Source organism: Thermosipho ferrireducens (assembly GCF_017358165.1).
Lineage (GTDB): Bacteria > Thermotogota > Thermotogae > Thermotogales > Fervidobacteriaceae > Thermosipho_B > Thermosipho_B ferrireducens.
The window spans coordinates 1,655,876-1,680,956 of record NZ_CP071446.1 but is presented as its reverse complement, the minus strand read 5'-3'; the positions used below and the strand labels follow the sequence as shown (position 1 = coordinate 1,680,956).

At 33.8% G+C, this 25,081-nt stretch carries 17 protein-coding genes and 1 riboswitch; of the genes, 10 read left to right on the top strand and 7 right to left on the bottom strand.

The window, feature by feature from the left end:
• Nucleotides 1–47: 47 nt before the first annotated feature.
• The 3 genes from JYK00_RS08235 to JYK00_RS08225 are packed head-to-tail and all read right to left on the bottom strand — an operon-like array spanning nucleotide 48 to nucleotide 3,991.
• On the bottom strand, nucleotides 48–1,274 hold the full coding sequence (locus JYK00_RS08235) for an MFS transporter (protein WP_212715426.1): 1,227 nt from the start codon (nucleotides 1,272–1,274) through the stop codon (nucleotides 48–50).
• A gap of 23 nt (nucleotides 1,275–1,297) precedes the next feature.
• Entirely contained in the window at nucleotides 1,298–2,695 is a 1,398-nt protein-coding gene (locus JYK00_RS08230; RefSeq protein WP_207566426.1) for a DUF5700 domain-containing putative Zn-dependent protease, read from the bottom strand.
• Nucleotides 2,696–2,725: 30 nt separating this feature from the next.
• A complete protein-coding gene (locus tag JYK00_RS08225; protein WP_207566425.1) occupies nucleotides 2,726–3,991 on the bottom strand; it encodes an MFS transporter in 1,266 nt (421 codons plus the stop codon).
• A gap of 405 nt (nucleotides 3,992–4,396) precedes the next feature.
• Between JYK00_RS08225 and JYK00_RS08220 the strand changes: the two genes are divergently transcribed.
• On the top strand, nucleotides 4,397–5,053 hold the full coding sequence (locus tag JYK00_RS08220) for a hypothetical protein (RefSeq protein WP_207566424.1): 657 nt from the start codon (nucleotides 4,397–4,399) through the stop codon (nucleotides 5,051–5,053).
• Between the two features lie 65 nt (nucleotides 5,054–5,118).
• On the opposite strand, the gene JYK00_RS08215 is transcribed toward JYK00_RS08220, so the two are convergent.
• Nucleotides 5,119–6,228 (bottom strand): KamA family radical SAM protein, encoded by a 1,110-nt coding sequence (locus JYK00_RS08215; RefSeq protein ID WP_207566423.1) that lies wholly within the window; start codon nucleotides 6,226–6,228, stop codon nucleotides 5,119–5,121.
• 371 nt (nucleotides 6,229–6,599) lie between these two features.
• On the opposite strand from JYK00_RS08215, the gene JYK00_RS08210 reads away from it, so the two are divergent.
• Nucleotides 6,600–9,098: a glycogen/starch/alpha-glucan phosphorylase gene (locus JYK00_RS08210; protein ID WP_207566422.1), complete on the top strand. Its 2,499-nt coding sequence runs from the start codon at nucleotides 6,600–6,602 to the stop codon at nucleotides 9,096–9,098.
• A 41-nt stretch (nucleotides 9,099–9,139) separates the two neighbouring features.
• Here the strand turns inward: JYK00_RS08210 and JYK00_RS08205 are convergent, their stop codons facing one another.
• Together JYK00_RS08205 and JYK00_RS08200 are read right to left on the bottom strand one after the other, a co-directional pair.
• A complete protein-coding gene (locus tag JYK00_RS08205; RefSeq protein ID WP_207566421.1) occupies nucleotides 9,140–10,684 on the bottom strand; it encodes an ABC transporter permease in 1,545 nt (514 codons plus the stop codon).
• Nucleotides 10,657–11,634, bottom strand: coding sequence for a thiamine ABC transporter substrate-binding protein (locus JYK00_RS08200; protein WP_207566420.1), 978 nt, complete (start codon nucleotides 11,632–11,634; stop codon nucleotides 10,657–10,659). Before JYK00_RS08200 ends, JYK00_RS08205 begins: the two co-directional genes overlap by 28 nt.
• Nucleotides 11,635–11,695: 61 nt before the next feature.
• A riboswitch (TPP riboswitch) is annotated at nucleotides 11,696–11,806 on the bottom strand.
• 418 nt (nucleotides 11,807–12,224) lie between these two features.
• Here JYK00_RS08200 and JYK00_RS08195 point away from each other — a divergent pair.
• On the top strand, nucleotides 12,225–13,847 hold the full coding sequence (locus tag JYK00_RS08195) for a methyl-accepting chemotaxis protein (protein WP_207566419.1): 1,623 nt from the start codon (nucleotides 12,225–12,227) through the stop codon (nucleotides 13,845–13,847).
• A 99-nt stretch (nucleotides 13,848–13,946) separates the two neighbouring features.
• Here JYK00_RS08195 and JYK00_RS08190 read toward each other — a convergent pair whose 3' ends face one another.
• Nucleotides 13,947–14,108, bottom strand: a complete 162-nt coding sequence (locus JYK00_RS08190) for a multidrug transporter (RefSeq protein ID WP_207566418.1) — start codon at nucleotides 14,106–14,108, stop codon at nucleotides 13,947–13,949.
• 182 nt (nucleotides 14,109–14,290) lie between these two features.
• Here JYK00_RS08190 and JYK00_RS08185 point away from each other — a divergent pair, with 182 nt between their 5' ends.
• The 7 genes from JYK00_RS08185 (at nucleotide 14,291) to JYK00_RS08155 (ending at nucleotide 25,053) form a co-directional block, all read left to right on the top strand.
• Nucleotides 14,291–15,559, top strand: coding sequence for an ABC transporter substrate-binding protein (locus tag JYK00_RS08185; protein WP_207566417.1), 1,269 nt, complete (start codon nucleotides 14,291–14,293; stop codon nucleotides 15,557–15,559).
• A 23-nt stretch (nucleotides 15,560–15,582) separates the two neighbouring features.
• Nucleotides 15,583–18,240: an endo-beta-N-acetylglucosaminidase gene (locus tag JYK00_RS08180; RefSeq protein WP_207566416.1), complete on the top strand. Its 2,658-nt coding sequence runs from the start codon at nucleotides 15,583–15,585 to the stop codon at nucleotides 18,238–18,240.
• A gap of 65 nt (nucleotides 18,241–18,305) precedes the next feature.
• On the top strand, nucleotides 18,306–19,190 hold the full coding sequence (locus JYK00_RS08175; protein WP_207566415.1) for a carbohydrate ABC transporter permease: 885 nt from the start codon (nucleotides 18,306–18,308) through the stop codon (nucleotides 19,188–19,190).
• Between the two features lie 15 nt (nucleotides 19,191–19,205).
• Entirely contained in the window at nucleotides 19,206–20,030 is an 825-nt protein-coding gene (locus JYK00_RS08170; RefSeq protein ID WP_228288149.1) for a carbohydrate ABC transporter permease, read from the top strand.
• 15 nt (nucleotides 20,031–20,045) lie between these two features.
• The gene (locus JYK00_RS08165; protein ID WP_207566414.1) at nucleotides 20,046–20,984 is read left to right on the top strand and encodes a glycoside hydrolase family 130 protein; all 939 of its coding nucleotides are present in this window, start codon (nucleotides 20,046–20,048) and stop codon (nucleotides 20,982–20,984) included.
• Between the two features lie 17 nt (nucleotides 20,985–21,001).
• The gene (locus tag JYK00_RS08160) at nucleotides 21,002–22,039 is read left to right on the top strand and encodes a GntR family transcriptional regulator (protein ID WP_207566413.1); all 1,038 of its coding nucleotides are present in this window, start codon (nucleotides 21,002–21,004) and stop codon (nucleotides 22,037–22,039) included.
• Nucleotides 22,040–22,044: 5 nt separating this feature from the next.
• Nucleotides 22,045–25,053, top strand: a complete 3,009-nt coding sequence (locus JYK00_RS08155) for an alpha-mannosidase (protein ID WP_207567673.1) — start codon at nucleotides 22,045–22,047, stop codon at nucleotides 25,051–25,053.
• Nucleotides 25,054–25,081 lie beyond the last annotated feature (28 nt).

Here is a 25,081-nt window from a genome sequence, read left to right as displayed (position 1 = left end):
CACCCTGTAAAAAAACATCTGGGCTCAAGCCCAGATGTTTTTATGGACTAAACTTCTTCTGTACGAAGAAATAAGAATAATCCTATGGCGAACAAGAATAAAATGCTAAAGACTCCCCATCTGGAAGTACCTGTTATTTGTGTAAACACTGCAACGAGAAATGGTCCCAATATGGATGAGAATTTGCTAAATACACTATAAAAGCCAAAAAATTCCGCGGAATTTTCTTTGGGTATCATACGTGCGTAATATGATCTACTGAGTGCCTGGATACCACCCTGGGACGATGCTACCAGAATGGCCAATATCCAGAACTGGAGAATAGTTTTAAGAAAGAGAGCATATACAGTTATAAATATGTATATGAGAATAGCAATTGTAATCATAAATTTTGCGTTTGTTTTGTTTGACAGCCATCCGTACAACAGGGCAAAAGGGAATGCTACAAATTGAACCACAAGAAACACTAGTAAGAGAGCATTGGCGTCCAATCCAACATCTATCCCATAAACCGAAGACATTTTTATTATAGTATTAACTCCATCTATGTAGAAAAAATATGCTATTAAGAAAAGAACAACATTTCTGTATTGTTTTATTTTTTTTAGCGTGTGTATTAATCTTTTAAATGCACTTTTTATTGGGTGGGGCGAAGGTTCCACAAAATATTTTTGTTTTACATTTTTTAATATTGGGATGGAGAAAATAAGCCACCATGAAGCTGTTATTACAAATGCTAATCTGGTAGCGGTGACAGTGTCAATTCCAAGAAGTGATGGTTTTGAAATAAATATAATACTGATGATAAAAGGAATAGTACTCCCAATATATCCCCAGGCAAATCCACTCGAGGAAACCATATCCATTCTTTCTGGAGATGTGACATCGGTAATAAAAGAATCATAGAAGATATTTGCTCCGGAAAATCCTGCGAGTGCAAAAAGGTAAAAGATAAGGCATTTCAACCATTCTCCCTCTTTTACAAAGAAGAACGAAAAAGTAAAAGTAATTCCAAGAAACAAAAAAAAGCTTAAAAATCTTTTTTTCATACCTCGATAATCTGCGATTGTCCCCAGTATAGGGGCAAGAAGAGCAACTATGAGTACTGCGATTGTATTTCCATACCCCCAGAAAGCAGTAGATGTAGCTTTGTCAAGGTTATTTGCAGCCACATTTTTAAAATAAATGGGTAGAATAGCAGTTGTAATGGCAACCGAAAACGCTGAATTTGCCCAATCGTACATAATCCAGCTTTTCTCTTCTTTTGTAAACATAATATCCCCCCTGTTGAAATATTTTATAAAGGAATATCGATATTTTTGATGATATCGCTGATGTTTTTCGGAAATATTTTACCCTCTTTTGTGTTTAAAAAAAGTTTGAAAAACTCAGGACTGCCTTTTACTAAGCAGTCAGCAATTGCTTCGTTGCTATAGTTTTGCTCTATTATGTGTGACATATAATGTCCAAGAGCGTAGAAAGGTCCGTTAGATCTCAATCCTTCATTTAATAGAGTTTCAAGTTTTTCATATTCTTTTTTCTGGAAAATTGTTTTATATATTTCGTTAAAGATATTTACAGCGGCTTGAACATCAGGAATGCTTTTGTTAGAGAACGCTCCTTTTTGCACATGTGTAGCTGTTCCTTCAAGAAATACATAGGTCATTGCTTTATAAAAAGCGTCTAATTTTTTATCCTGCAGTGGTTTTTCCAGCATGGTAAATTCTTTATTATTGTTACCTGGATAAAGCACCGCCTGAATTCTATGAAATGTTTCATGAATTATAGTGTCAATTAGAAATTTGTAGTTGTCCTTGACATGTTCGATATTTACACCACCAAATTTATCTGTTGCCCATCCTCTTATAGCCCATTCCACTCCAAAGACAAATTTTTCTTGAAATTCAAATCCTTCTGGAGTATATTTTTCTAATTTAAATGAAATGTATGACTCAATATCTTCTTTATTTTTTTCCAAGGTTTCAATAAGTGTTTTGTATCTTTCCTTGTTGGAATAAATATCAGCAAAGTCAAAAAAGTTCCATGGATTTATCCATTTCCAAACTTCGTAGACAGGTTTTTTACTGGCAGCGAAAAACAAAAAATCTGCCAGATACTGTGTGGTAAACTCTGGACCTGGAACATATCCGAGAGAGTTTCTGTGTTTTACCATTTCTTTGAAAATTTCGTTATTTGCTATTCTATAAGCTTCATTGTATGTTGGATTTTTGCTGAAAAAATATGCTAAAACTTCCTTTATTGCTTGAAAATCTAAAATGATTTTTATTTTACTATTTGATAGGATATTCTTTTTTGGAATGTAGCTGTCTCCTGAAAACTGAATAGGAAATCCTACGCTTGAAACTGCTTCTCTCTGCATCTTTCTAATATGGAGAAGATATGAAATAAGTTCTAAAAAATTTTCAGGAGAATCTGGTACAGGTATTTCCTCTGGGTGCTTAATTGGTTCTGGAATAATACCGTAAAATCCCCCTCCAAGCTCTGCCTGTTTTTGCTGGATATAAAAAAGTTCTTTTATGTTTTCAGGAGCATCAAGCTGATTTATTAAATTTGCAATATATTCAATTTCTGATATACTGTATTCTTTTTCAAGATTTTTAATTTTTTCTTTATAAGAAGAGAGACTGTGTTTAAGTTTATTCCACTCATATTCATCGTGTGAATTTGAGCACATTATTTTTGCCTCCTTTTTTGTTATTGACTGTTAGGTATACTCTTTTTCTCCTTCGTTGTTTAAAATATTTAACTTTCCTGTAATTAAAAATGGAATAGTTACTATAACAGTTAAAATTAATGCTAAAAGGACCAGGTAATGAGCTGGCATATTGTCAACTAAAAAGCCGTAGAGTGCTGTTCCAAGTGGAACTATGAGCTGTGAAAGAACGGAAAGCACTGAAAAAACACGTGAGCGCACGTTCGTAGGAATAGACTTTTGAAAAAATACGTTCAAAGGAGTGTTTACAAAGGCATTTAGTGTACCTGTTGTTACAAATATAAAAGCAATTACTCCCAGATAGGTCCAGGTAGCTCCTCCAAAAAAGTTTTGACTCCACGGGAACATCAAAATGTTGAAAACAAAATAAGCAAATATTTGTCCAAAAAGACCTATATCAAAGAGTTTTCCAGGTGAACTTTTTGAAAAAAACGAGGCAATTAATAGGTTTCCAATAAGACTTCCAACCACCCAGCTTGAATTTAAAATACCGTACTGTTGACTGCTGAATCCCACTATTGTTCTTGCAAAGTATGGAATTACAACAAAGATTACTGGAGCAAGCAAGAAGTTTGTTAACATTGCAAATAACATTATTAAAGATATATCTGAGCGTTTTTTCAAAAATACAATTCCTTCTTTTAAATCACTGAAAAATTGTTTTGTGGACATTTTTACCTTTTTGGTAGTTTGTTTGTATTGTATAAATATTTCACTTATTCCTGAAATTATGAAAGAAGTAGCGTTTAATATAAAAACCATACCTATTCCAAGGGGATAAAGAATACCACCAATTGCAGGACCTATAATATAACTAAAACTATTTATAGCTCCGAGAATGGAATTTGCCCTTGTAAGATTTTCTTTTGGAACAATTTCTGGAAGCATAGCACCAGTAGCAGGATCAAAGAAAATATCCATAGTAGAAATTATAAGTTGAGAGATATAAATGATGGTTAATGTTAACATATTTTCATAAGCGATAAATGCCAGCGCAGCTATTAATAACCCACGGGCAAAGTCCATGTAAATCATAATAGCTTTTCTATTAAACCTATCGCCAATAACTCCAGCAATTGGTGCGAAAAAAAGTCTTGGAAGCATTGAAACTACTAAAAAGGTTCCCATCATTGTTCCAGAACCAGTAACATCAAGGATATAAAGAGATAAAGCAAGTGCCTGTATCCCACTACCAGTTAAAGACACAAGTCGGCCAAGAGCGTACAACCAGAAATTTCTAAAATAGTGCGATTTCATGAACGAACCCCCTTATGATAAATTTTTAGTAAAAGTTTATACAATGTTATCATAATTACTATTTTATTTCAAACATTTTTTAAATAATTTCCACCACTTTCCATTTATTCATGTACTTATGACGAATAGCGCGAAATACCTCATTGTTTCACGCATTGGAACGGAGCTTTTTTCTGCTATCTTGAGGAGCCCCTGCAACGAAATGGAAGTCATCCCGAAGAACGCAATGACGAAACAGATGTCATCCTGAGGAGCGCAAGCGACGAAGGATCTTATTCTTTTTACTAACTCTCGCAAGATCCTTCGCACTTCGTGCTCAGGACAGGCCTTGCCAATCTTGCCAATTTTAATTTTTTTTCAAAAGTATTATAATAGACTTAAACGAAAAATAGAGAGGGTGGGATTTTGCCAAGTATTCTTGCGCATGTTTTGTTTTCTACAAAAATGGTTCCTTCAAACAAGTGGGGACCAGTAGCTTTTATGGCAGCTCAGGGTCCAGATGTATTTTTTTATTTACAAAGTCAAAGATTCCAGAAAATTGGTAATGAATTACATAAAGTGCCTTCAAAACAATGGAAGACTTTTTTATCAGACTTACCAGAGGATTTTAGAGAAGGGTTTTATTCTCACTTACTTCTTGATGAAATTTTGCATCCTGAAATAATGAGATACTATCCGTCTGGGAAAGAGCATACTAAGTTTGAATTTGAATTTGACGAGCTTTTGTCTAATAGATATTTTAATATTTCGTTTGCTGAACATAAGTGGTGGAAGCTGTTAGATATTAGAATTTTTTCAGAGTATAAATATATATGTGAAATGTTTGATGAGGTTGTATACAACAATTTGGGTTTGAAAGTAAATTATAAAGAAGCCGTAGAAGCGATGATTAAATCTCTCAAACTGCTTTACAATTTGTATCCAATTAAACGTAAGTTGTTTGCGCCTATTTTAAAAATATTTGGAAAAGATTATACGTATCTTTTTCCGGAGGTTTCTAAAGATGATCTGGGAAAGCTCGAAAGTTTATATGAAATTTTTTTAAATGTTATGGAAGAATAAAAAACGCACCCCTGCGGAGTAAAGGGTGCGTTGATTTATGTAAGTTCAAAAGTTAAGATTTACCTTTATACTTTGTATGGAACTGTATATTCATCAATTAATTCAGTATAGTCATCAAACCAGAGAGCTTCAGGATTTCTTTTATAAATCATAACCTTACCAGCATTTTCTGGTGCATGTGCTCTATGGTATTTGAAGATAATGTATTTATCTGTCAAAGCAGCTATTTCTATTTTACCAGTTTTGTGAGACATTGCGTATCGCAATCTCTTTGCAAGTCCCGAAACGTTCATAACTGCTTTTGTGAATATTGTATAGCCTTCTTCTATTGGTACTGCAAATTTTCGGTTGCCCAAAACAGGTCTATTTTGAAAGACGTAATATGGTGTAACACCAATGAAAGATAGTTTTCTTATAAGTTCAGCCAGTATTTCTGGTTTATCATTAATTCCTTTTAGAAGAGGTGTTTGATTTGAAAGAATGGCTCCGGCTTTTAACAACATATTAACAGCTTTAATTGCTTCTTTTGTGATTTCTTTTGGATGATTAAATTGTGTCATAATGTAAATTTTCTTTTCATCAGTGCTGTATTTTTCTATTACCTTCAGCAGTTCAGGATCATCAATGATTCGATAAGGATTAAATGCAACCATTTTGGTTCCAATTCTGATGATCTTTACGTGTTCTATTTCTCGCAAACTTTTTATAATATTTTCAAGTTTTGATGTTGCGAGTAAAAGAGGATCGCCGCCAGTTAATAACACATTTGTAATTTCTCTGTGGTTTTTAATATAGTCAAGTTGTGGTGTTATGTCCCTGATAACTTCGGCACCCACATTTATAAACAATCTTTTCCTGAAGCAAAATCTACAAAATCCTCCACAAACATCATTTACCAAAAATAAAGCAGTATCTTTATACTTATGTTGAAGGCCTTTTGCTACAGTATAAGTACTTTCACTTGATGCATCTAATGCACCCCATTCTTCAAGCTCGTCTTCTTCTGGAATTATAATTTTTCTAATTGGATCATCTGGATTATCCCAATCAATTAAACTTAGATAGTAAGAATTTGCCCTGAATCTAAATTTTTCTTCTACTTTTTTTAGTTTTTCAATTTCTTCAGGGGTAAGTTCTTTAACCTTATCGATTTTAGCAATATAAGTTACTGCCAACAATGTCACCTCCTGATTTTGGATTTTATATTAACAAAATATGATTATTTAATAACATATAGAAGGAAACCAATTCCTATTATACCATATAAATAACCAGTTTCGATAAACTGTATCATAATTTTTCATGACTGTTTTTTGAAATTATATGGTTAAATAAATATTTATTATTAATATTCAGGATGGATTTGAAAGTTATTTGAAGTTTACCTTTTTTAATTTCCGGCGATTACAATTAATTATGGGCTGTTTTTATGGAAATATTCATTGTAGTTAATTTTTTCTTGACATAGCTATGAACCGAAGGTACAATAAAAATGGTTTTTTGTCTGGAATGCATTTGGAAACGTTTCCGATTGGAGGGTGCAAAGATGAAAAGTTTAGTGAAGGTTATGGAACTTTCTGAAAAGTCTCGAACAGCTTCTGGCACACGGGAAGTTCAAAGAAATTTTATAGAACATTTGAATCTTACTCTTGGAAAAGATGTGAAAAACTCGACTAACTGGGATAAGTTTTATGCTCTTGCATTGCTTGTAAAAGACAGAGTTGTGGAGCGATGGTTGAGAACTCAAAAAAAATATTATTCAAAAGATGATATTAAAAGGGTTTACTATCTTTCGATGGAATTTTTAATAGGAAGACTTTTGTACAATAACTTACTTAATTTAAAACTGGAAGACGAAGTTAAGAAAGCTATAGAAGAAATAGGGTTAAATCTTGACGATTTATCAGAGTTAGAACCAGATGCCGGTCTCGGTAATGGAGGGCTTGGCAGGCTTGCTGCGTGTTTTCTTGATTCTATTGCAACGCTTGGATATCCTGGTTATGGTTATGGTATAAGATATGAATATGGGATATTTAAACAGGTTATAGAAAATGGATTTCAAAAAGAATTGCCGGATGATTGGCTGAAGAATGGAAATCCCTGGGAAATTGAAAGAAAAGACAGAACAGTTAAAGTAAGGTTTTATGGAAGAACTGAAAGTTATACTGATGATAATGGGAATTTAAGGTTTAGGTGGGTTGATACCACAGATGTACTGGCAGTTCCGTACGATACCCCTGTTATAGGTTACGGAAATAATGTGGCTAACACTTTGAGATTATGGTCTGCAAAGGCGATACATGAGTTTGATTTTGATAATTTTCAACGCGGCAATTACGTAAAATCGATGGAAGCTAAAGCTATAGCGGAAGCTATTTCAAAAGTTTTATACCCTAATGATGCATTTTATGCAGGAAGAGAGCTCAGAATAAAACAGGAATACTTTTTTGTTTCAGCTTCACTTCAGGACATTATAAGGCGTTTTAAAGCTCAATTTGGAAACAGATTTTATCTTTTCCCACAAAAAAATGTTATACAGCTTAACGATACTCATCCGGCACTGGCTATACCAGAACTTATGAGAATACTTCTGGATGAGGAAGGATTAGGATGGGAAAAGGCCTGGGATATTACCACTAAAACTTTTGCGTATACAAATCATACAGTTATGCCAGAAGCGCTGGAAAAATGGGAAGTGCAACTGTTCGAAAAATTACTTCCAAGGCATCTTGAAATTATTTATGAAATAAATGCCAGATTTTTAAATAAGGTATCAGAAATGTTCCCGGGTGATTTAAACAAAATAAGAAATGTTTCCATCTTCGAAGAGGGGAACATCAAACAGGTTAGAATGGCAAATCTTTCTGTTATAGGTTCTTATTCTGTAAATGGTGTTTCCAGACTTCATACAGACATTTTAAAGGAAAAGGTGTTTAAAGATTTTTATGAAATCTGGCCTGAAAAGTTTAACAATAAAACGAATGGTATAACTCAAAGAAGATGGTTACTGCAATGTAACCCGGAGCTTTCTAAGCTTATAACGGAAGCGATAGGTGATAGCTGGATACTGGATCTGGAGCGTTTAAAAGATCTCGAAAATTTTGTAGAGGATAAAACGTTTCTTGAAAAGTTTTACGAGATAAAACACGCAAATAAGAAAAAGCTTGCAAAGTATGTAGAAGAACATCTTGACATTTCTCTTGATCCATATTCCATATTTGATGTACAGATAAAGAGACTTCATGAGTATAAAAGGCAGCTTTTAAATGTAATGCACATAATTTATCTTTACAATTTGCTTAAAGAAAACCCATCCCTGGATATTCATCCACGAACATTTATATTTGGAGCAAAAGCTGCTCCAGGTTATAAAATGGCGAAATTAATAATAAAACTCATAAACAGTGTTGCGGATGTTGTGAATAAAGATCCTCTTATTAATAAAAAATTGAAAGTAGTGTTTATCCCAAACTATAATGTTTCTCTTGCCGAAAAAATTATTCCAGCTGCTAATGTAAGCGAGCAAATATCTACAGCTGGTAAAGAAGCTTCAGGAACTGGTAACATGAAATTAGCTTTAAATGGAGCTTTGACAATAGGGACGCTTGATGGCGCGAATGTTGAAATAAAGGAGCGCGTAGGCGACGAAAACATCTTTATTTTTGGATTAACGGCAGAGCAGGTTTACAGGATGAAAGAAAGTCAGCTATACAATCCTTATGACATTTACAATAGTAACGAGCAAATCAGAAAGATACTTAATATGATCAACGAGGGATACTTTAATCCAGAGAATCCGGACTTGTTTAAAGACATATTTCAATCTATTTTGTTTGGAATAAATGGTGGGCAACCTGACGAATACATGTTACTTGCAGATTTTGATAGTTATAAAAATACACAAAAGAAAATTGATGCGCTTTACAGGGAAAAGTATGAATGGAATAAAAAGGCTTTGCTTAATGTGGCAAGAGTTGGTGTTTTTTCAAGCGATAGAACTATTAAAGAATATGCAGAAAATATATGGAAAACAAAAACTGTGTAATAAGATCATGGAGTAATAGGCGGAAGTACTTTCCGCCTTTTTTATTGTTCATCATTAAATCTTTTTATTTCAATTAACATAAATAACACAACCACGATAAAAGAATAAATAGTATTTAGAGCCCGTGCTTCTGGAATTTTTCGTGCACTTAAAAGTCTATAAATTGCTACTGAAAATGTTGAAATAGGCGGTTCAACGGTGGTTATGGTAGCTGACATTTCTCCCACGCTTATTGTGAATGCATAAACAAAAGCAGTTAAAAGGTGATATTTCATAAGTGGAAATCTGATTTTTGTATTTAAAATTATAGTGTTTGCTCCGTCAAGTTTTGCAGCTTCTTCTATATCTTTATTTATGGTTCTCCATCCGTTTTCGAGCAGTCCAAATACTATCGGAAGAGTTATGAGTGTGTAAATGAATATTAAAGAAAAAAATGGTTTTATTCCCATAATAATATACCCAAATGCTATTGTTACAGGAGATATAGCAGCAGGTAGCATGAAAATATAATCCAGTTTTTTTCCACGAGAAGAGTGAAATGCGCCAATAGCGGAAAGTAAAACTGATATTAAACTGGCGATTCCAGGAAGTATAATAGAGTAGCCAACAAGTTGTTTGAAAGTTGCGCCTATAAACCTTGTAATATTTAAATTGAAAAGTCTTTTAAAATTCTCTACTCCAAATCCTCCACCATATTTTATAAATCCCGAAAGTAGAGAATACGCCAGCGGGACAAAAATCATAATAGTGGCAAGTATTAAATAGAAATATCCCCAGGCTGGGAACTCGTTTTTAAGTGATTTTCCGCTGATAAAACTTCCTTTTTTGATCGATAAAAAATAAGAAATTATTGAAATAAAAAGCATTTGAAAAATAGCAAGCGTAAATGCGCTTTTGAAATCAAACAAAATTCTGGTATACATATATATTGATACTTCAATTGTTGAAAATCTTATACCACCTAAAATGAGAACTACAGCAAAACTTGTAAATGTATATATATAGGTTAGCAAAAATGCTTTTAAAATAGCAGGGAGTATTAATGGGAGCTCTATTAAATAAAAGGTTTTCATATTATCTGCACCGTCTAATTTTGCTGCTTCGGAAAGAGAACCTTCAATTTTTTCCCATGTTTCTCCTACAATTCTTATAAAAAGAGGGAAGTTGTAAAAAACGTGTCCTATTATTACCGCCGTGAATGTGTACAGAATTCGTTTGTTGTATCCTATATTATGCAGGATTTTTGTAAAAATTCCTTCTCTGCCGAAAGTTAATAAGAAACCCATAGCCATGGTGACTCCTGGAAGTACAAATGGAACAGCTGAAAGAACACGAAAAACGGATTTTACAAAGCGGTTCAGATTGGTTCTGGCTACAATATACGCACCAGGTATTCCGATAATCCCTGTAATTGTTGAAGAGAGCAGTGCCTGAAAAATGGTAAAACGTATTACATTCACATTTTCAGTTAAAACCTGTGGATTAAATCCACCGGCGAATAATATGAGATATATAAAGGGGAGGATAATCCCCCCCAAGACAAAGATAATAGGTACAATTATCCACCAATTATAACTTTTGTCCATTCTTTGAGAATCTCCTCAAGGTTGTCGTAAATTTCATCTGATACCTGGAGCGTCTTTTTGATTTCCGGAACGTAACTAAACGCTTCTGGAAGCTCTGTTTGAGTAACTGGAAGCATCCATTGATTTAACGGGACTTCTTTCTGGAAATAGTTCATGAGTATAAATTCAAGAAATCTTTTAGCAAGTTCAGGGTTTCTGGCGTTTTTGATCAAAGAAGCATATTCAACCTGAACAAATGCTCCTTCTTTCATTATTACAGGAACGTAAGTTATTGAGCCATAGTAATAGTAACTATATGCACCATCTGTGGCATAACTTACCATCATTTCAGCCTCTCCAGATTCAAGCATTTCAAAAGCTTCATCCCATCCCGGTGTTATAGTAAGGATATTGTCTTTGAATTTTTTCCAGAAATCCAGGTATTTGTCCCCGTACACTGCTATTGTCCATAGCAAAAAACTCAGTCCTGTACTTGAAGTTCTGGGATCTTCAACAACTATTTTTCCTTTAAATTGAGGATTTAATAAATCATTAAACGATTCTGGTGGGTTTTGAATTTTTTCTTTGTTATAAACTATTGCAATTGAGCCAAAATCATACGGGACACCATATTCATTGAATAATTCTTGGTATTTCAAAAGTGAAAGGTTCACAGGGGTGTACCTTTCCAGTACACCTGCTTTTATAGCTTTTGGAAGTAAACCCTGATCCAGTCCAATTATTACATCTGCTCTTGGATTCTTTTTTTCTGCTATTAACCTTGCAAGGACTGCTCCTGCATCACCGAAAGAAAGCAACTTTACTTTGCAACCATACATTTTTTCAAATACTGGAACGATTTTCTGTCCGATTCCAGAAACAAAACTATCGTAAGTGTAAACAACAAGTTCATTTGCAAAAGCTATTAAAAAAACAAAAAAGACACTTATTGTTACAAGTAATTTTTTCATTTTAAAAAACCTCCTTTTAAAAAATTAATCCCTCCAGCTGGAGGGATTAGCATTATTGATTTATATATTCTCTTCCCAATCCCTCCGCCGGTATTACCCGGTTCAGGTTCAAGGGGTCGAAGACTTCCGTCTTCCTCTCAGCCCCGGATCAGGAGCTCCCCCTGGGTTACCGTTATTCACTTTACTAACTTCATTATAGCACCTTATCTCAAAAGTTCTGAAGAAATATTATGTAAAGAGTTGGTTAAATTTTCTGTATGACTTTTGCTCTCAACAGTCTGACATAATTAAAATTGTCAGGTTGTACATTGGTTTGATTCATATGATAGCAAAAAGCAGTATTGCTAAAGTGCTTTTTAGTAATACTGTTTGTCAAAAACGTAGGTGTTGATTATTTATTAGTAACAATAACGCAATATTAAATAATTAATATGTAATCTTGTAGTAAAAATATTCTTTTAAAATCTTGTGTGTCAAAACTCATTAAAGTTAATTTGTAATCTTATGTAAATTATACGTAATTTAATAGCTTTTTGTGTAATGTTATAGCAATTATTATTAAAACATTTTTGAAAAGGAGGGATATGTATATGAAAGTTCGAACAAAGATATTTTTGATGGTAATAGTTCCTGTGGTGACACTGTATATAATCAGTGTTGTTAGTTATTTGAATTTTAAAGCTGTCCAGGCTTCCCTCCCTGATATTCAATATGCTTTCAAAGAAGTCCAGGATATGAGTGATGCAATTTTTACTGCAAAAGAAGTTCATTTGAATGTTCTTAAGTACGTTTATAATACTCTTGAAATAAAATCACTTGAACAATCAATTGAAAAGTTTCTGGAAAAAGCGAAACTGGTGGACTCTGGTGTGGATCAAAAGATCTTTTCTAATTTATCCAGATCATATGAAGCTTTAAAATCAGGAGACAAAAATGCAGTGTATGAAATAGAAAAAATTATCGGTGATGTTGTTGTACAGCTTGATAAAGAAATGGAGAAGTACAATAAAAATGTTTACGATAAAATAGAGGTTTCAGAAAACAAAATCTCTTTTGCTCTTTCGTTTTTGCTGTATATACCTTTGATAGTGATAATACTGAGCGCAATATTTGTATTGCTGGTAACTTCTAAAATGATAAAGGCATTAAAGAAAGTAATGGAAGCTTCAAGGGCGTTATTAAAAAATGATTTGACTATTGATATAAAAGCTTCAAAATTAAAGGATGAATTTGGAGAACTTGTTAATACCTTTAAAAAGGTTATAGAATATTTGCGAGAAAATCTTTCAACTATAAAGGTTGAAACAAGATCAGTATCTAACGAGATGGATATCACAACAGAGGCTCTTGAGGAAATTACACAACGAAATATTTCAATTACAACAAATATGGAGAAAATAGCAGGTGTAATGGAAAATATTTCTGCATCAATTCAGGAGACAACAGCAGGTTCCGAAGAAATAAGCAGTGCTACAAAAAATATTGCAGATAATGCGCAAAAATCAGCTGAATTTGCAAGTCAGAGTGCCGAACTTGCAAAAGATGCTGGAGACGTTCTTAAAAAGCTTATAGAATCCACACTGGAAATCGCGGAAATATCCAGAGATGTAAAAAACGTCGTAGAAAGTTTTAACAAAGGTGCAAGAGATATTACAGAATTTGTTGAAACTATAAATGCTATATCTGAACAAACAAATTTGTTAGCGCTTAACGCGGCTATAGAAGCTGCGCGGGCAGGAGAAGCTGGTAAAGGGTTTGCAGTTGTTGCCGATGAAATAAGAAAACTTGCAGAAGAAAGTAAAATAGCTTCTGAACAAATTCAGAAAGTGGTGGATGAAATAGCCGATACATCGCAAAGAGCCGCGTTGGTTTCTGAGAAAATTATGGAAAAAGTAGAAACTGGAACAAGTTCAGCTGAACATGCTGATGAAAAATTAGGACAAATAATTTCAGCTGTTGATAAGATTGGGAAGATGGTTGAAAATATAGCTGCAGCTGTTCAGGAACAAACAGCGGCTATTGATGAGATAACACAAGCTATGGTTTCCAACACTAAATTAGTAACAGAAGTGAATAGTAATGTTCAGGAAGTGTATGCTTCAACAGAAGAAATCACCGCGAAACAGGAAGAAGTGACATCATCAATAAAACAGGTGAGAGAGAATGTGAAAATGCTTGACGAAATAGTGGATAGGTACAAAGTTAAGAACTAAACTATTTACAGGTGTGACTGTAATTTACAATGTTGATTAATAGGAACCTGCCTGGAAACAGGCAGGTTCCTATTTATATAAAAAAATTCATATAACAGGCTAAGCTTTTTTAGAGAAAAAGTGTTCGATCAAAAAACCTGTTCCTGCACCAATTAGTACAGATGCCAGAAAGTAATAAGGCGAATTTTTCAGGAAAATAAATCCTATACCTATTCCAATAAGTGTTGTACCTTCGATTATAAAACTTTTTCTTTTTACCATGAATTTTCCCCCTTTTTAGAGTTTTAAGCAGTATTTGAAAAAATAAAAGAAACTATAAGATTTTGTTAGATATACCTGTATATACAGGTATAAACAACAATAAATCATTTCCACAAACTTTGACTAAAATCATATCAAAATATACAATGATGTCAAGTACCAAAAATAGGGGAGGTGTTTTTATGAGAAAATTTTTGGGGTTATTTTTAAGTGTTTTACTAACAGGTATTTTATTTGCTCAGACTGAGATTGTGTTCTGGCATGGGTTATCGAGGGATCCCGACAAAAGCAGTATTGATGAAATCGTTGCAGCTTTTGAAAAAGAAAATCCCGATATTAAAGTAAAAGTGGTAATTGTTCCTGCGGCTGAAACAGATTCAACGAAGCTTTTAACTGCTGTTGCTGCTGGGACAGGTCCAGATTTAGTTTATCTTGATAGATTTACTGTTTCTCAAAGGGCGGCTAATAATGTTCTTGAGCCTATGGAAGATTATTTAAAAAAGATAGGTATTGACATTGCTGAAATGAAAAAACAGTTTTATGATTTTGCAATAGAAGAATGTATTTTTAACGGTAAAATGTGGGCTCTTCCTTTTGATACAGATGTTAGGATCCTTCTTTATAACGCTAAATTACTGAAGAAAGCAGGCTACGTTGAACCACCAGATAATGTGTATGACATGATAAAAGTTGCTGATATTTTAACAGTAGAAGGAAAACGTGGGAGGTACGAAACAGTAGGCTTTATTCCATGGTATGCCCAGGGATGGCCATATACCTGGATTTTTGCTTTTGAAGGGAAAGTTTTTGATAAGAACACTGGAAAGTTTGTATTTGCTACAGATAAAGGCGTTATAGAAGCGTACGAGTGGCAGAAAGAATGGGCAGATAGGTTCGGTTATGAAGCGTTAAATGCTTTCGGTTCACTGCAGATAGGAGATTTAAACCCTTTTACAGCAGGGAAACTGGCTATGATTGTTGATGGAAACTGGACCATTTCAGGTTTGAAAAAATTTGCTCCAGAAGATTTTGAATATAAAATTAGTGGTATTCCAACAAAAAGTGGAAAACCAGTAACCTGGGCTGGAGGATGGAGTCTGGCAATTCCAAAAGGTGCAAAAAATAAAGAAGCAGCGGCAAAATTGGCTTATTATATTGCTACAAAAGGTCAGGTTCAATACAGCGTAGATACTTTACATATTCCAACGTACAAGCCCGCTGTTGAGGACTTTCTGAAAAAAGATCCGTCACAAGAAAAATTTGTAAAATTACTTGACAATGCAAAAACGAGGCCACCACTTCCCGTTGGAGCTTTGCTATGGGATAAACTGGTAGAAGCAAGAGATTATATATTAACCGGTAAAAAAACAGTGAAACAGGCTCTGTTAGACGCTCAAAAGGAAGTGCAGGAAGCTTATGATGAAATAATGGAAAGGTTTAAAAATAAATAATATGACAGGAAGGAGGTAATTTCATGAAAAGCAAATTTTTTGTGTTTTTACTTATTTTTGTATGGTCTACACTGTTTTCGTTTATTCCAGAAAGTTCATACTGGTATCCCAATGACATTGTTGACTGGTCGCCTGAGACCGATGTGAATGCTATTTATAATGTTTCACACGTACCGCTTGCAGAAAGAGTATATGGCGAACCTATTACAAAACAGGCAAGAAAAGATGTAAAGATAATGATACTATCTATAATGAATTCATCTACAAGTGGAATGCCATCACAGGGAAGTAATAATTCTTTTAAAAGATATCCATTTACATTCTGGCAATACGTTGATTATCTGGTTGCCTGGGCTGGATCAGCAGGTGAAGGAATAATTGTTCCACCAAGTGCAGATGTAATAGATGTTGCTCATAAGAATGGTGTTTATGTGCTTGGGACAATATTTTTCCCCCCAAATGTTTATGGGGGAAGGAGAAATTGGGTTGATCAATTATTAAAGAAGGAAAATGGGGAGTTTATAATAGCAGATAAACTGATAGAAATAGCGAAATACTATGGTTTTGATGGATGGTTCATTAATCAGGAAACAAATGGAACTAAGGAATTTCACGTGAAAAAGATGATAGAGTTTTTGAATTATATGAAAAGAAAAGCTCCCTGGATAAAGCTTATCTGGTATGACGCTATGTCAGCTACAGGAGCCGTTGAGTGGCAAGGTGAGTTGAATGAAAAAAACGTAGTATTTATGATAAACAATGGAAAAAGAATATCGGATGCTATATTTGTGGATTTTAGATGGCATTCTTTAAAAAGGCCGGATACGGTGATTAACACAGAGAAAACTATGAAAAAGTATGGAATTAGCAAGAGTGATGTGTTTATGGGATTTGATCTTCAGGCGCGCGGTTATTATACTTATTCTAATTGGCCAAAACTCATTAATGAAGATGGTTCATTAAAAGCTTCTTTGGGGTTATACTGTCCGAGCTGGAGTTATTATTCTTCAAAAGAAATAGAAGAATTCTGGAAAAAAGAAGAAACTTTGTGGATAGCAGACCATCCTGTTTTGAAATACAACGGTAAAGAGGATTTTTTCAAAATTGAGTGGAACAAAGATTATGAGCAATATAAATGGCAGGCGCCATCGAAATTCGTGGTTGAGAAATCTCCTGTGACAAAATTGCCGTTTGTTACGTTTTTCAACGCAGGACATGGTAAAGCGTTTTTTGTGGATGGTGTAAAAGTATCAGAACATGAATGGAATAATAGAAGTTTAACAGACGTATTTCCTACGTATAGGTGGAAAGTAGATGGAGTAATGCCAGAGATATCAGTTGATTATTCAAAAGCATATTATGGGGGAAGTTCTTTAAAATTTTCTGGAAAGCTTGAAAAGGGAGAAGAATCCCTGATTACATTGTATTTTACAAAGCTAAAGATAGATACGTTGAGCAGTTTTGAAGCGGCTGTAAAAGGTAAGGGAAAAGTGCGAGTTTCGTTGATATTGACTTTTTATGATAACTCTGAGGAAGAATTCCTGCTAAAACTTGGAGAAGATTGGGAGAAAACAACGTATAATCTTCTGGCTGGCAGAACAATAAAGTATATATCGTTGAAAATAAAGGCTTTAAACTCTACCAATTATAGTATTAACCTTGGAATGATTGGTGTTATTCCCGAAAAAGAATATGACGTTAAAAATGTTAAGGGTGTGCAAATAGATGATGTACAATTTGAAGAAGGATTGTATGCCCAAATAAACTTACACTGGGATAAATCTAATGCAAAATATTATGAGATATACAGAATGTTAAATAATGGGGAAAAAGAACTCATTTGGGTAACTTATAACAATTATACATATATAACAGAAATTAAGCGAGATGGGAAAGAGAAAGAAACGACTCTGGAAATAATAGGGGTATCCGAAGGTTATACAAGATCAGAACCCACAAAAGTCACATTCACATGGCCGCCTTATCCAAAACCAAAGGCAGATTTTGAAGTTAGCGATACAATAGTATTTCCTGGTAGTAAGGTAACTTTTAAGAATCTTTCGTCTGAAGTGACAGAAAAAGTTTTATGGATACTTCCAGGTGCCTCTCCCAATGTTTCATGGGATTTGACCCCTACAGTAGAATATCCAGAAGAAGGAGTATATTCTGTAGCTCTTGTTGCAATTAATACTGAAGGGGAAGACGTAAAAATATTAAACCCATTGATGGTTGTAACAAAGAAAGCGGATAAAATTAGAAATCTTGCTTTGGGAAGAAGAGCTTATGCCAGTTCAAATGTACCTACAGAAAAACCATCTATGGCAGTCGATGGAACAGTTGAGAATAACAGCAAATGGTGTGCCGTTGGGGAATTGCCGCACTGGATAGTTATTGATTTTGAAAAAGAAGTAATCATTAGTAAGGTTGTTATAAAACATGCAGAGGCGGGTCACGAAGCTGCCGATTGGAATACAAAAGATTTCAGATTGCAGGTAAGCAATGATGCAACAAACTGGAAAGATGTCGTTGTGGTAAGAAATAATACAAAAGGAATCACCATACATTCTTTTGCTCCGGTAAAAGCGAGATATTTCAGACTTTTTGTAGAAACTCCTACACAAGTTGGCGATAGAGCTGCAAGAATCTATGAGATAGAAGTGTATGGCCTGGATTCGTATTGATATCTTTAATTTTATTATCCTCCATGCGGCATCTTGCCGTATGGAGATTTTTGGGAGGGAATTTGATGAAAAAGAATAAGCAGCTAAGAGAAAATATAAAAGGGTTAATTTTTATATCTCCATGGTTAATAGGTTTTGTCGTTTTTACACTTTTTCCGTTTGTTGCTTCCCTTTATTACTCTTTTACTCAATTTAGTATTACGACTGAAATAAAATGGGTTGGTGTTGAAAATTACAATAAACTTTTTAAAGATCCTCTTTTCTGGAAGAGTTTAAAAAATACTTTAGTATTTGCCGTTGGTCTGGTTCCGTTAGGTTTAGTAGTTGCTCTTGGAATAGCATTTTTATTAAATAAGCCTTTGAAAGAAGTGTCATTTTACAGAGCAGCGATATACATGCCATCAATAGTGCCAGCATTCGCATTTTCCGCTGTAATAATATGGTTTTTTCAACCTTATCTTGGACTTGTAAATAATGTCCTGGATTTTTTTGGGATAAACGGTCCATTGTGGCTTGATAGTGAAAAGTGGGTTAAACCGACTATTATAATAGCGGCTCAGTGGGGCGTTGGTAGTGCTATGTTAATATTTTCTGCAGCTCTTAAAGATATCCCGAGGGAATTATACGAATCTGCAAAAATAGATGGAGCAGGAAGTTTCACAATGTTCAGAAAAATTACTTTGCCATTAATAACGCCTACTATTTTATATTATCTTATTACATCAACAATAGGTGCATTGCAAATTTTTGATCTTCCAATGCTACTTACCGGGGGAGGACCTGCCAATGCAAGTTTGTCTCTTGGAATATACATATACAAACATGCGTTTACTTACACAAATATGGGATATGCTTCCGCTCTCTCTTGGATTTTGTTTATTTTGACGTTTATTTTAACTGTAATATATTTTATTTCTTCCAAAAAATGGGTTTATTATTTTGGTAATTAAAGGTGGTGTTAGGACATGAAAGTGAAGAATTTATATGTTATTAGGCGGTCAATTCTTTTAATAATTACTTTTATATATTTGTTGCCTTTTTTCTGGATGATAGGTACATCACTTAAACCTGATAGTGAACTACTGGCATATCCCCCAACAATATTTCCAGAAAATCCAGATTGGTCTAATTATGAAAAAGCTCTGAATAAATTCCCTTTTTTTACTTACTTGAAAAATAGTATAATAATTACCATAGGAAATCTTATAGGAGTTCTGATTTCTGCTCCGTTTGTTGCGTATGGTTTTTCCAAGATCAATTGGAAAGGGCGGAATTTCTTATTTGCGGTGATGATGGCAAGTGTTATGCTTCCAGGAGCGGTGACAATGATTCCCGTATTTTTAATATATAAGCGTCTGGGGTGGCTTGATACTTTTCTTCCATTAATAGTTCCTGCGTTTTTAGGTGGTGGGGCGATGAACGTTTTTTTGATTCGTCAGTTTTTTAATACTATTCCCAATGAACTTTTAGAAGCTGCAAGAATAGACGGGGCAAGTGATTTTAAAATATTTTTTAAAATAATGTTACCTCTGTCAAAACCCGTATTGGCTTTGATATCTTTATTTACGTTTACAGGAAGCTGGAACAATTATATAGGTCCCCTTATTTACATTACCAGCGAGAATAAGTACCCACTTGCGCTTGGAATGCCAATGTTTATGAGTAGATATGGCACTTATTGGAATCAAGCAATGGCAGCAGCTACACTGACACTTATTCCAACTGTTGTATTTTTCTTTATAGCCCAAAAGTATTTAATTGAGGGAATAAAATTGACTGGTTTAAAATAAAGGAGGATTGTTGCTATGATTCCATGGGAGGATAGACCTCAAAATAACGGTGACGTTTTGTGGCGTTATTCTAAAAATCCTGTTATATTAAGAGATCAGGCGAAAAATTCGAATAGTATTTTTAATAGTGCAGTTGTGAAATTTAGAAATTCATTTGCTGGAGTTTTTAGAGTGGATGATAAAAATAGAAATATGAACATTAGGGTAGGGTTTAGTGAAAATGGAATTGATTGGAAAATAGCGGATGGTCCCATAGAATTCATTAAAGAAAATGATGAAATAGAAAGTGAGTATAAATATGATCCAAGAGTTGTTTTTATAGAAGATAGGTACTGGATAACCTGGTGTAATGGATACCATGGACCTACCATAGGTGTTGGATATACATTTGATTTTGAACGGTTTTATCAAGTAGAAAATGCATTTTTACCGTATAACAGAAACGGTGTCTTATTTCCAAAAAAGATTCGTGGAAAGTATGCTATGCTAAGTAGACCTTCTGACAACGGACATACTGCGTTTGGTGATATTTTTTACAGTGAAAGTCCTGATATGATTCATTGGGGAAAGCATAGATTTGTTATGGGAAGAGGGTATACCCCATGGCAATCTTTGAAGATAGGACCGGGCCCCGGTCCTATTGAAACAGATGAAGGATGGCTTTTATTTTATCACGGTGTACTTCTTTCATGTAATGGATATGTATACAGTTTTGGTGCAGCTTTATTGGATCTTGATAAACCCTGGAAAGTAATAAAACGTTCAAAAAGTTATCTTTTATCTCCTCAAAAGTTATATGAACAGATAGGCGATGTTCCAAATGTTGTTTTTCCAGTATCAGCACTTGTGGAGAACGATAAAATAGCCATTTATTATGGAGCGGCTGATACTGTAACTGCTCTTGCTTTTGGTTATATCCCGGAAATCATAGATTGGCTAAAATACGAAAATTAACACAAGGAGGTTAATATATGATTCCGCTTTATATGAAAATAGCTAATTATTTAGAAAATATGATTTTGAAAGGTAAATATTCTCCTGGAGATAAAATTCCATCTGAGAATGAATTAGCCGAACAATTTCAAACTACAAGAACGACAGTAAGAAAAGCATTATCCGAGTTAGAAAAGAAGGGTATTATTACGAAAGTATCTGGAATAGGTACTTTTGTCACTGAAATAAATATAGTGTCAAGAAAGAAAATAGGAATAATAGTCCAGAATACTCAGATAATATACGGAATAATAAAATTTTGCTCGAAAATTGGTAGTAAATGTTTTGTAGTGGAGAGAATTTCAGATCTTGAAGCGGAAAAGAATGCTATTAAGGAATTACTTTCCATGGGGGTCGATGGAATCATAATGGAACCCACGGTAATGAGTATGGCAAATGATATTTTAAAATCGTTGTTAAAAGATAACTTCCCTGTAGTTTTTGTTGATAGGAATGTTGATATAGGCTTTTCTATTCCTGTTGTTGTGAATGATAATTATCATGGTGGAAAAGTTCTGGGAGAACACATGCGCAAAAATCATAAAACTAAAAAAGCTCTTTATGTAATAAGTGAAGATTTAGCCATATCAAGTGTCAACGAAAGATACAAGGGAATATCTGACGGTTTGAAGTTTTCTCCTCAGGTGGTGAAAGTACAAAAAATCGATGGAGATTATTCAATGTTAATACCTTTATCAAAAAAAGTAGATACTATATTTTTCTGTAATGATATGATGGCTGTTCGTGGGATTACCACACTTTTAAACGCAAAAATCAGAATACCAGATGACGTCAAAGTGGTGGGGTATGATAATGATTATGTATCAAAAGTACTTTCACCCAAACTTACAACAGTTGAGCAAGATCTATCATTAATTGGAGAAACGGCGGCATCAATAATGGTGAGATTAATAAAAAAGGAGGAATTTGAGTTTGAAAATAAAATTCATTCAAAGTTGGTTGTGAGAGATTCGTGTGGTTGTGGGAAATGTGATAGAGGTGGTGTTAAAAGATGATGCAAATGTATAGAGGAAAAGATAAAGAAATAGCTCATTTAAAAAGGATGCTTTCAGAGATATATCCGTATAGCATTTTAGAAAGAATAATTTATAAAGGCTGGAATGTTAAAGGTAAAGAAATTTGTTTACCATACAAATGGAGTGGGGATAGAATTCTTTTTGAAAATAAATTCAAAATAGGTGATAAGAAAGTTTACATGAAAGCATGGTTTGGTGGAGAAAGTCTTATATATATAGATGGGAAACCAGTGGGTGAGATAAATATCTTTCACACAGAATTTGATCTTGCACCGTTTTGCGATGGAAATTCCCATGAAATAAAGGTAGAAACTGTTCCCAGAGGCTTATTTGGAACAAAAGAAGAATCAATATTTAAAGAGTCTTATTTAATAGTTTACGATGAAGAGTTAAAAAAAGCACTGAATTTTGCTTACAATGTAATACAGGTAGCTGAATTTACCGAAGATATTTATCTTTCAAAAAAATTGATGAAATTGTCTGAGGAGTTTTTATCATCTGTTTATATTCCAAGAGACACTGAGGAATACCTTAAAAATGTTTTAGACAACCCTGCAATTATTCAGGAAGTGTCGAGTGTCTGGAATCCACCAGAACTTGAGTATTCTCTGAAACGTGAGAATAAAATTGTGAAAACCAGCTTTTTTAAATACTTTTATAAATTTAAAGAAGAGGTTGAAAGATTAGATTTACCAAAATATGGTGTTGTTAATCTTGTTGGACATGCCCATATTGACTATGCTTGGTTGTGGCCGATAGATGAAACGAAAAGGAAAATTATAAGGACATTTTCAAATTCAGTTACGCTTTTAAAAAAATACAGGGAGTTTATATACACACAATCTTCGGCAAAGATGTATAAAGATTTGAAAGAATCCTGTCCAGAACTTTTTGGTGAAATTAAGGAATTAGTAAAAGAGGGTAGATGGGAGCCGGTAGGTGGAATGTGGGTAGAACCAGATTGCAATATACCTTCCGGCGAGTCGCTTGTAAGACAATTTTATTATGGTCAGAAGTTTTTTGAAAAGGAATTTGGAAAAAAATCGAAAGTTTGCTGGTTACCTGATGTATTTGGTTTTTCGTGGATTTTGCCACAAATTATAAAAGAGGCGGGAATGGAATATTTTATAACCACGAAACTGTATTGGAATGAGTCAAATGAATTTCCCTACGATTTGTGCAGGTGGCGGGGAATAGATGGGAGTGAAATTGTATATTATAGTTTTAAAAATTTAGAAGAAGGATATAATGGAAAAATATCCGCAAGGTCTATAATCAACACCTGGGAAAATTTCAGACATAAAGATATTACTTCCTCAATTTTACTTTCATTTGGGTATGGCGATGGTGGTGGGGGGCCAACAGAGGAAATGTGTGAAAATTATTATTCGTTGAAAAAAATACCGGGTATTCCGTACATAAAATATTCTACTGTAGAAGATTTTGTTAAAGAATTACCTGATGAGGACATACCTGTCTGGGATGGAGAATTATATCTCGAACTTCATAGAGGAACACTCACGTCTCAGTCTCGAATCAAAATTCTCCACAAAAAGTGTGAAGATAAACTGCGGGAAGTAGAGATTTTAAATACTATTTTTAATGAAAATTATCAAAAAGAGATTGATGGGTTATGGGATGTTGTCCTGTATAATGAGTTTCATGATATTCTTCCAGGTTCATCAATAAATGAGGTTTACAAAAGAGCAGAGAAAGAATTGAACGAAATATTAGAAAGAGTGAAGTTTATAAAAAATAAGATAGTTAATGAGAAAATTAAAGATACAATATCAATTTTTAACCCATCTTCTTATCCACAGAAGATTCGATTTGAACTTGAAAGTTTATTAAATCTTGAGTATAAAGGTAAAAAATTAGATGTTCAAAAAACGTTTGATAAAAAATATATTTATTATTTAGATGAAGAAATTGAACCATTAACTTTTGCAAATATAAAGATAAATAATGAACCTGCCAGGTTAGAAAGCAGGCCTTTTGAGAGTGATTCCCTTCAGGTGAAAATCTTTGATGACGGAAGTTTTAACGTATACCATAAAAAATCAGGAAAATATCTTTTCAAAGAAAAGGGAAACATACTTATGTTGTATAAAGATATCCCATATTACTGGGACAACTGGGATATAGATGTTAATTATGAAAAATCTGGTGTCCAGCTTAAAGCAAATAACGTTAAAACAGTCGAAGAGGGACATTTAAGAAAAGTGATTAAAGTAGAGTATAAAGTAGAAAATTCAAAAATTACCCAATTTTATATAATCTGGAAAGATCTGGAATTGGTTGAGGTAAAAACAATTATAGATTGGCACATGAGAAAATCACTTTTGAAAGCTTTGTTCCCCACAAATGTTTTAAGTAGATACGGAAAGTACGATCTGGATTTGGGATACATTCAAAGACCAACTCACAGGAACACTAATATTGAGAGAGCCAAATTTGAGGTGTTGGCGCACAGATGGGTTAGTATAGAACAACCCGATTTTGGGGTTTCCTTGATCAACAATGGAAAGTATGGGCATCGTATTAACGAGAATATCATAGAAATTTCATTGATAAAAGCTGGAACGTACCCGGATTTTTTTGCTGATGAGGGGTTACATGAATTTTCTTATGCGATATTTCCAGCGTTCAATGTAAAAGACACCATAAAAGTAGCGGACAATTTTAATAAATGTATAACGACATTTCGTAAAAGTCGCAATCAAAACTTCAGGGTGAAAGTGTTTTCAGATAATTTTAAAATTATGTCTTTTAGAAAAATATCAGGAGATAAAATTGTATTAAGAATAGGTGAGGTTGTTGGAACGAGTGGTAAAGTTAACATAGAGTGCAGTTTTGCGAAAAAGGCTTTTGTTACCAATATTTTGGAAGAGATAAAACGTGAAATTCCTATAAGAGATAACAAAATAACAGTAGAATATGAACCTTTCAAGATATATACTTTTATGTTTGAGTTGAAAGATAATTTAAAGTAAAGAGGTACCTCTTTAATTTCATTTACAG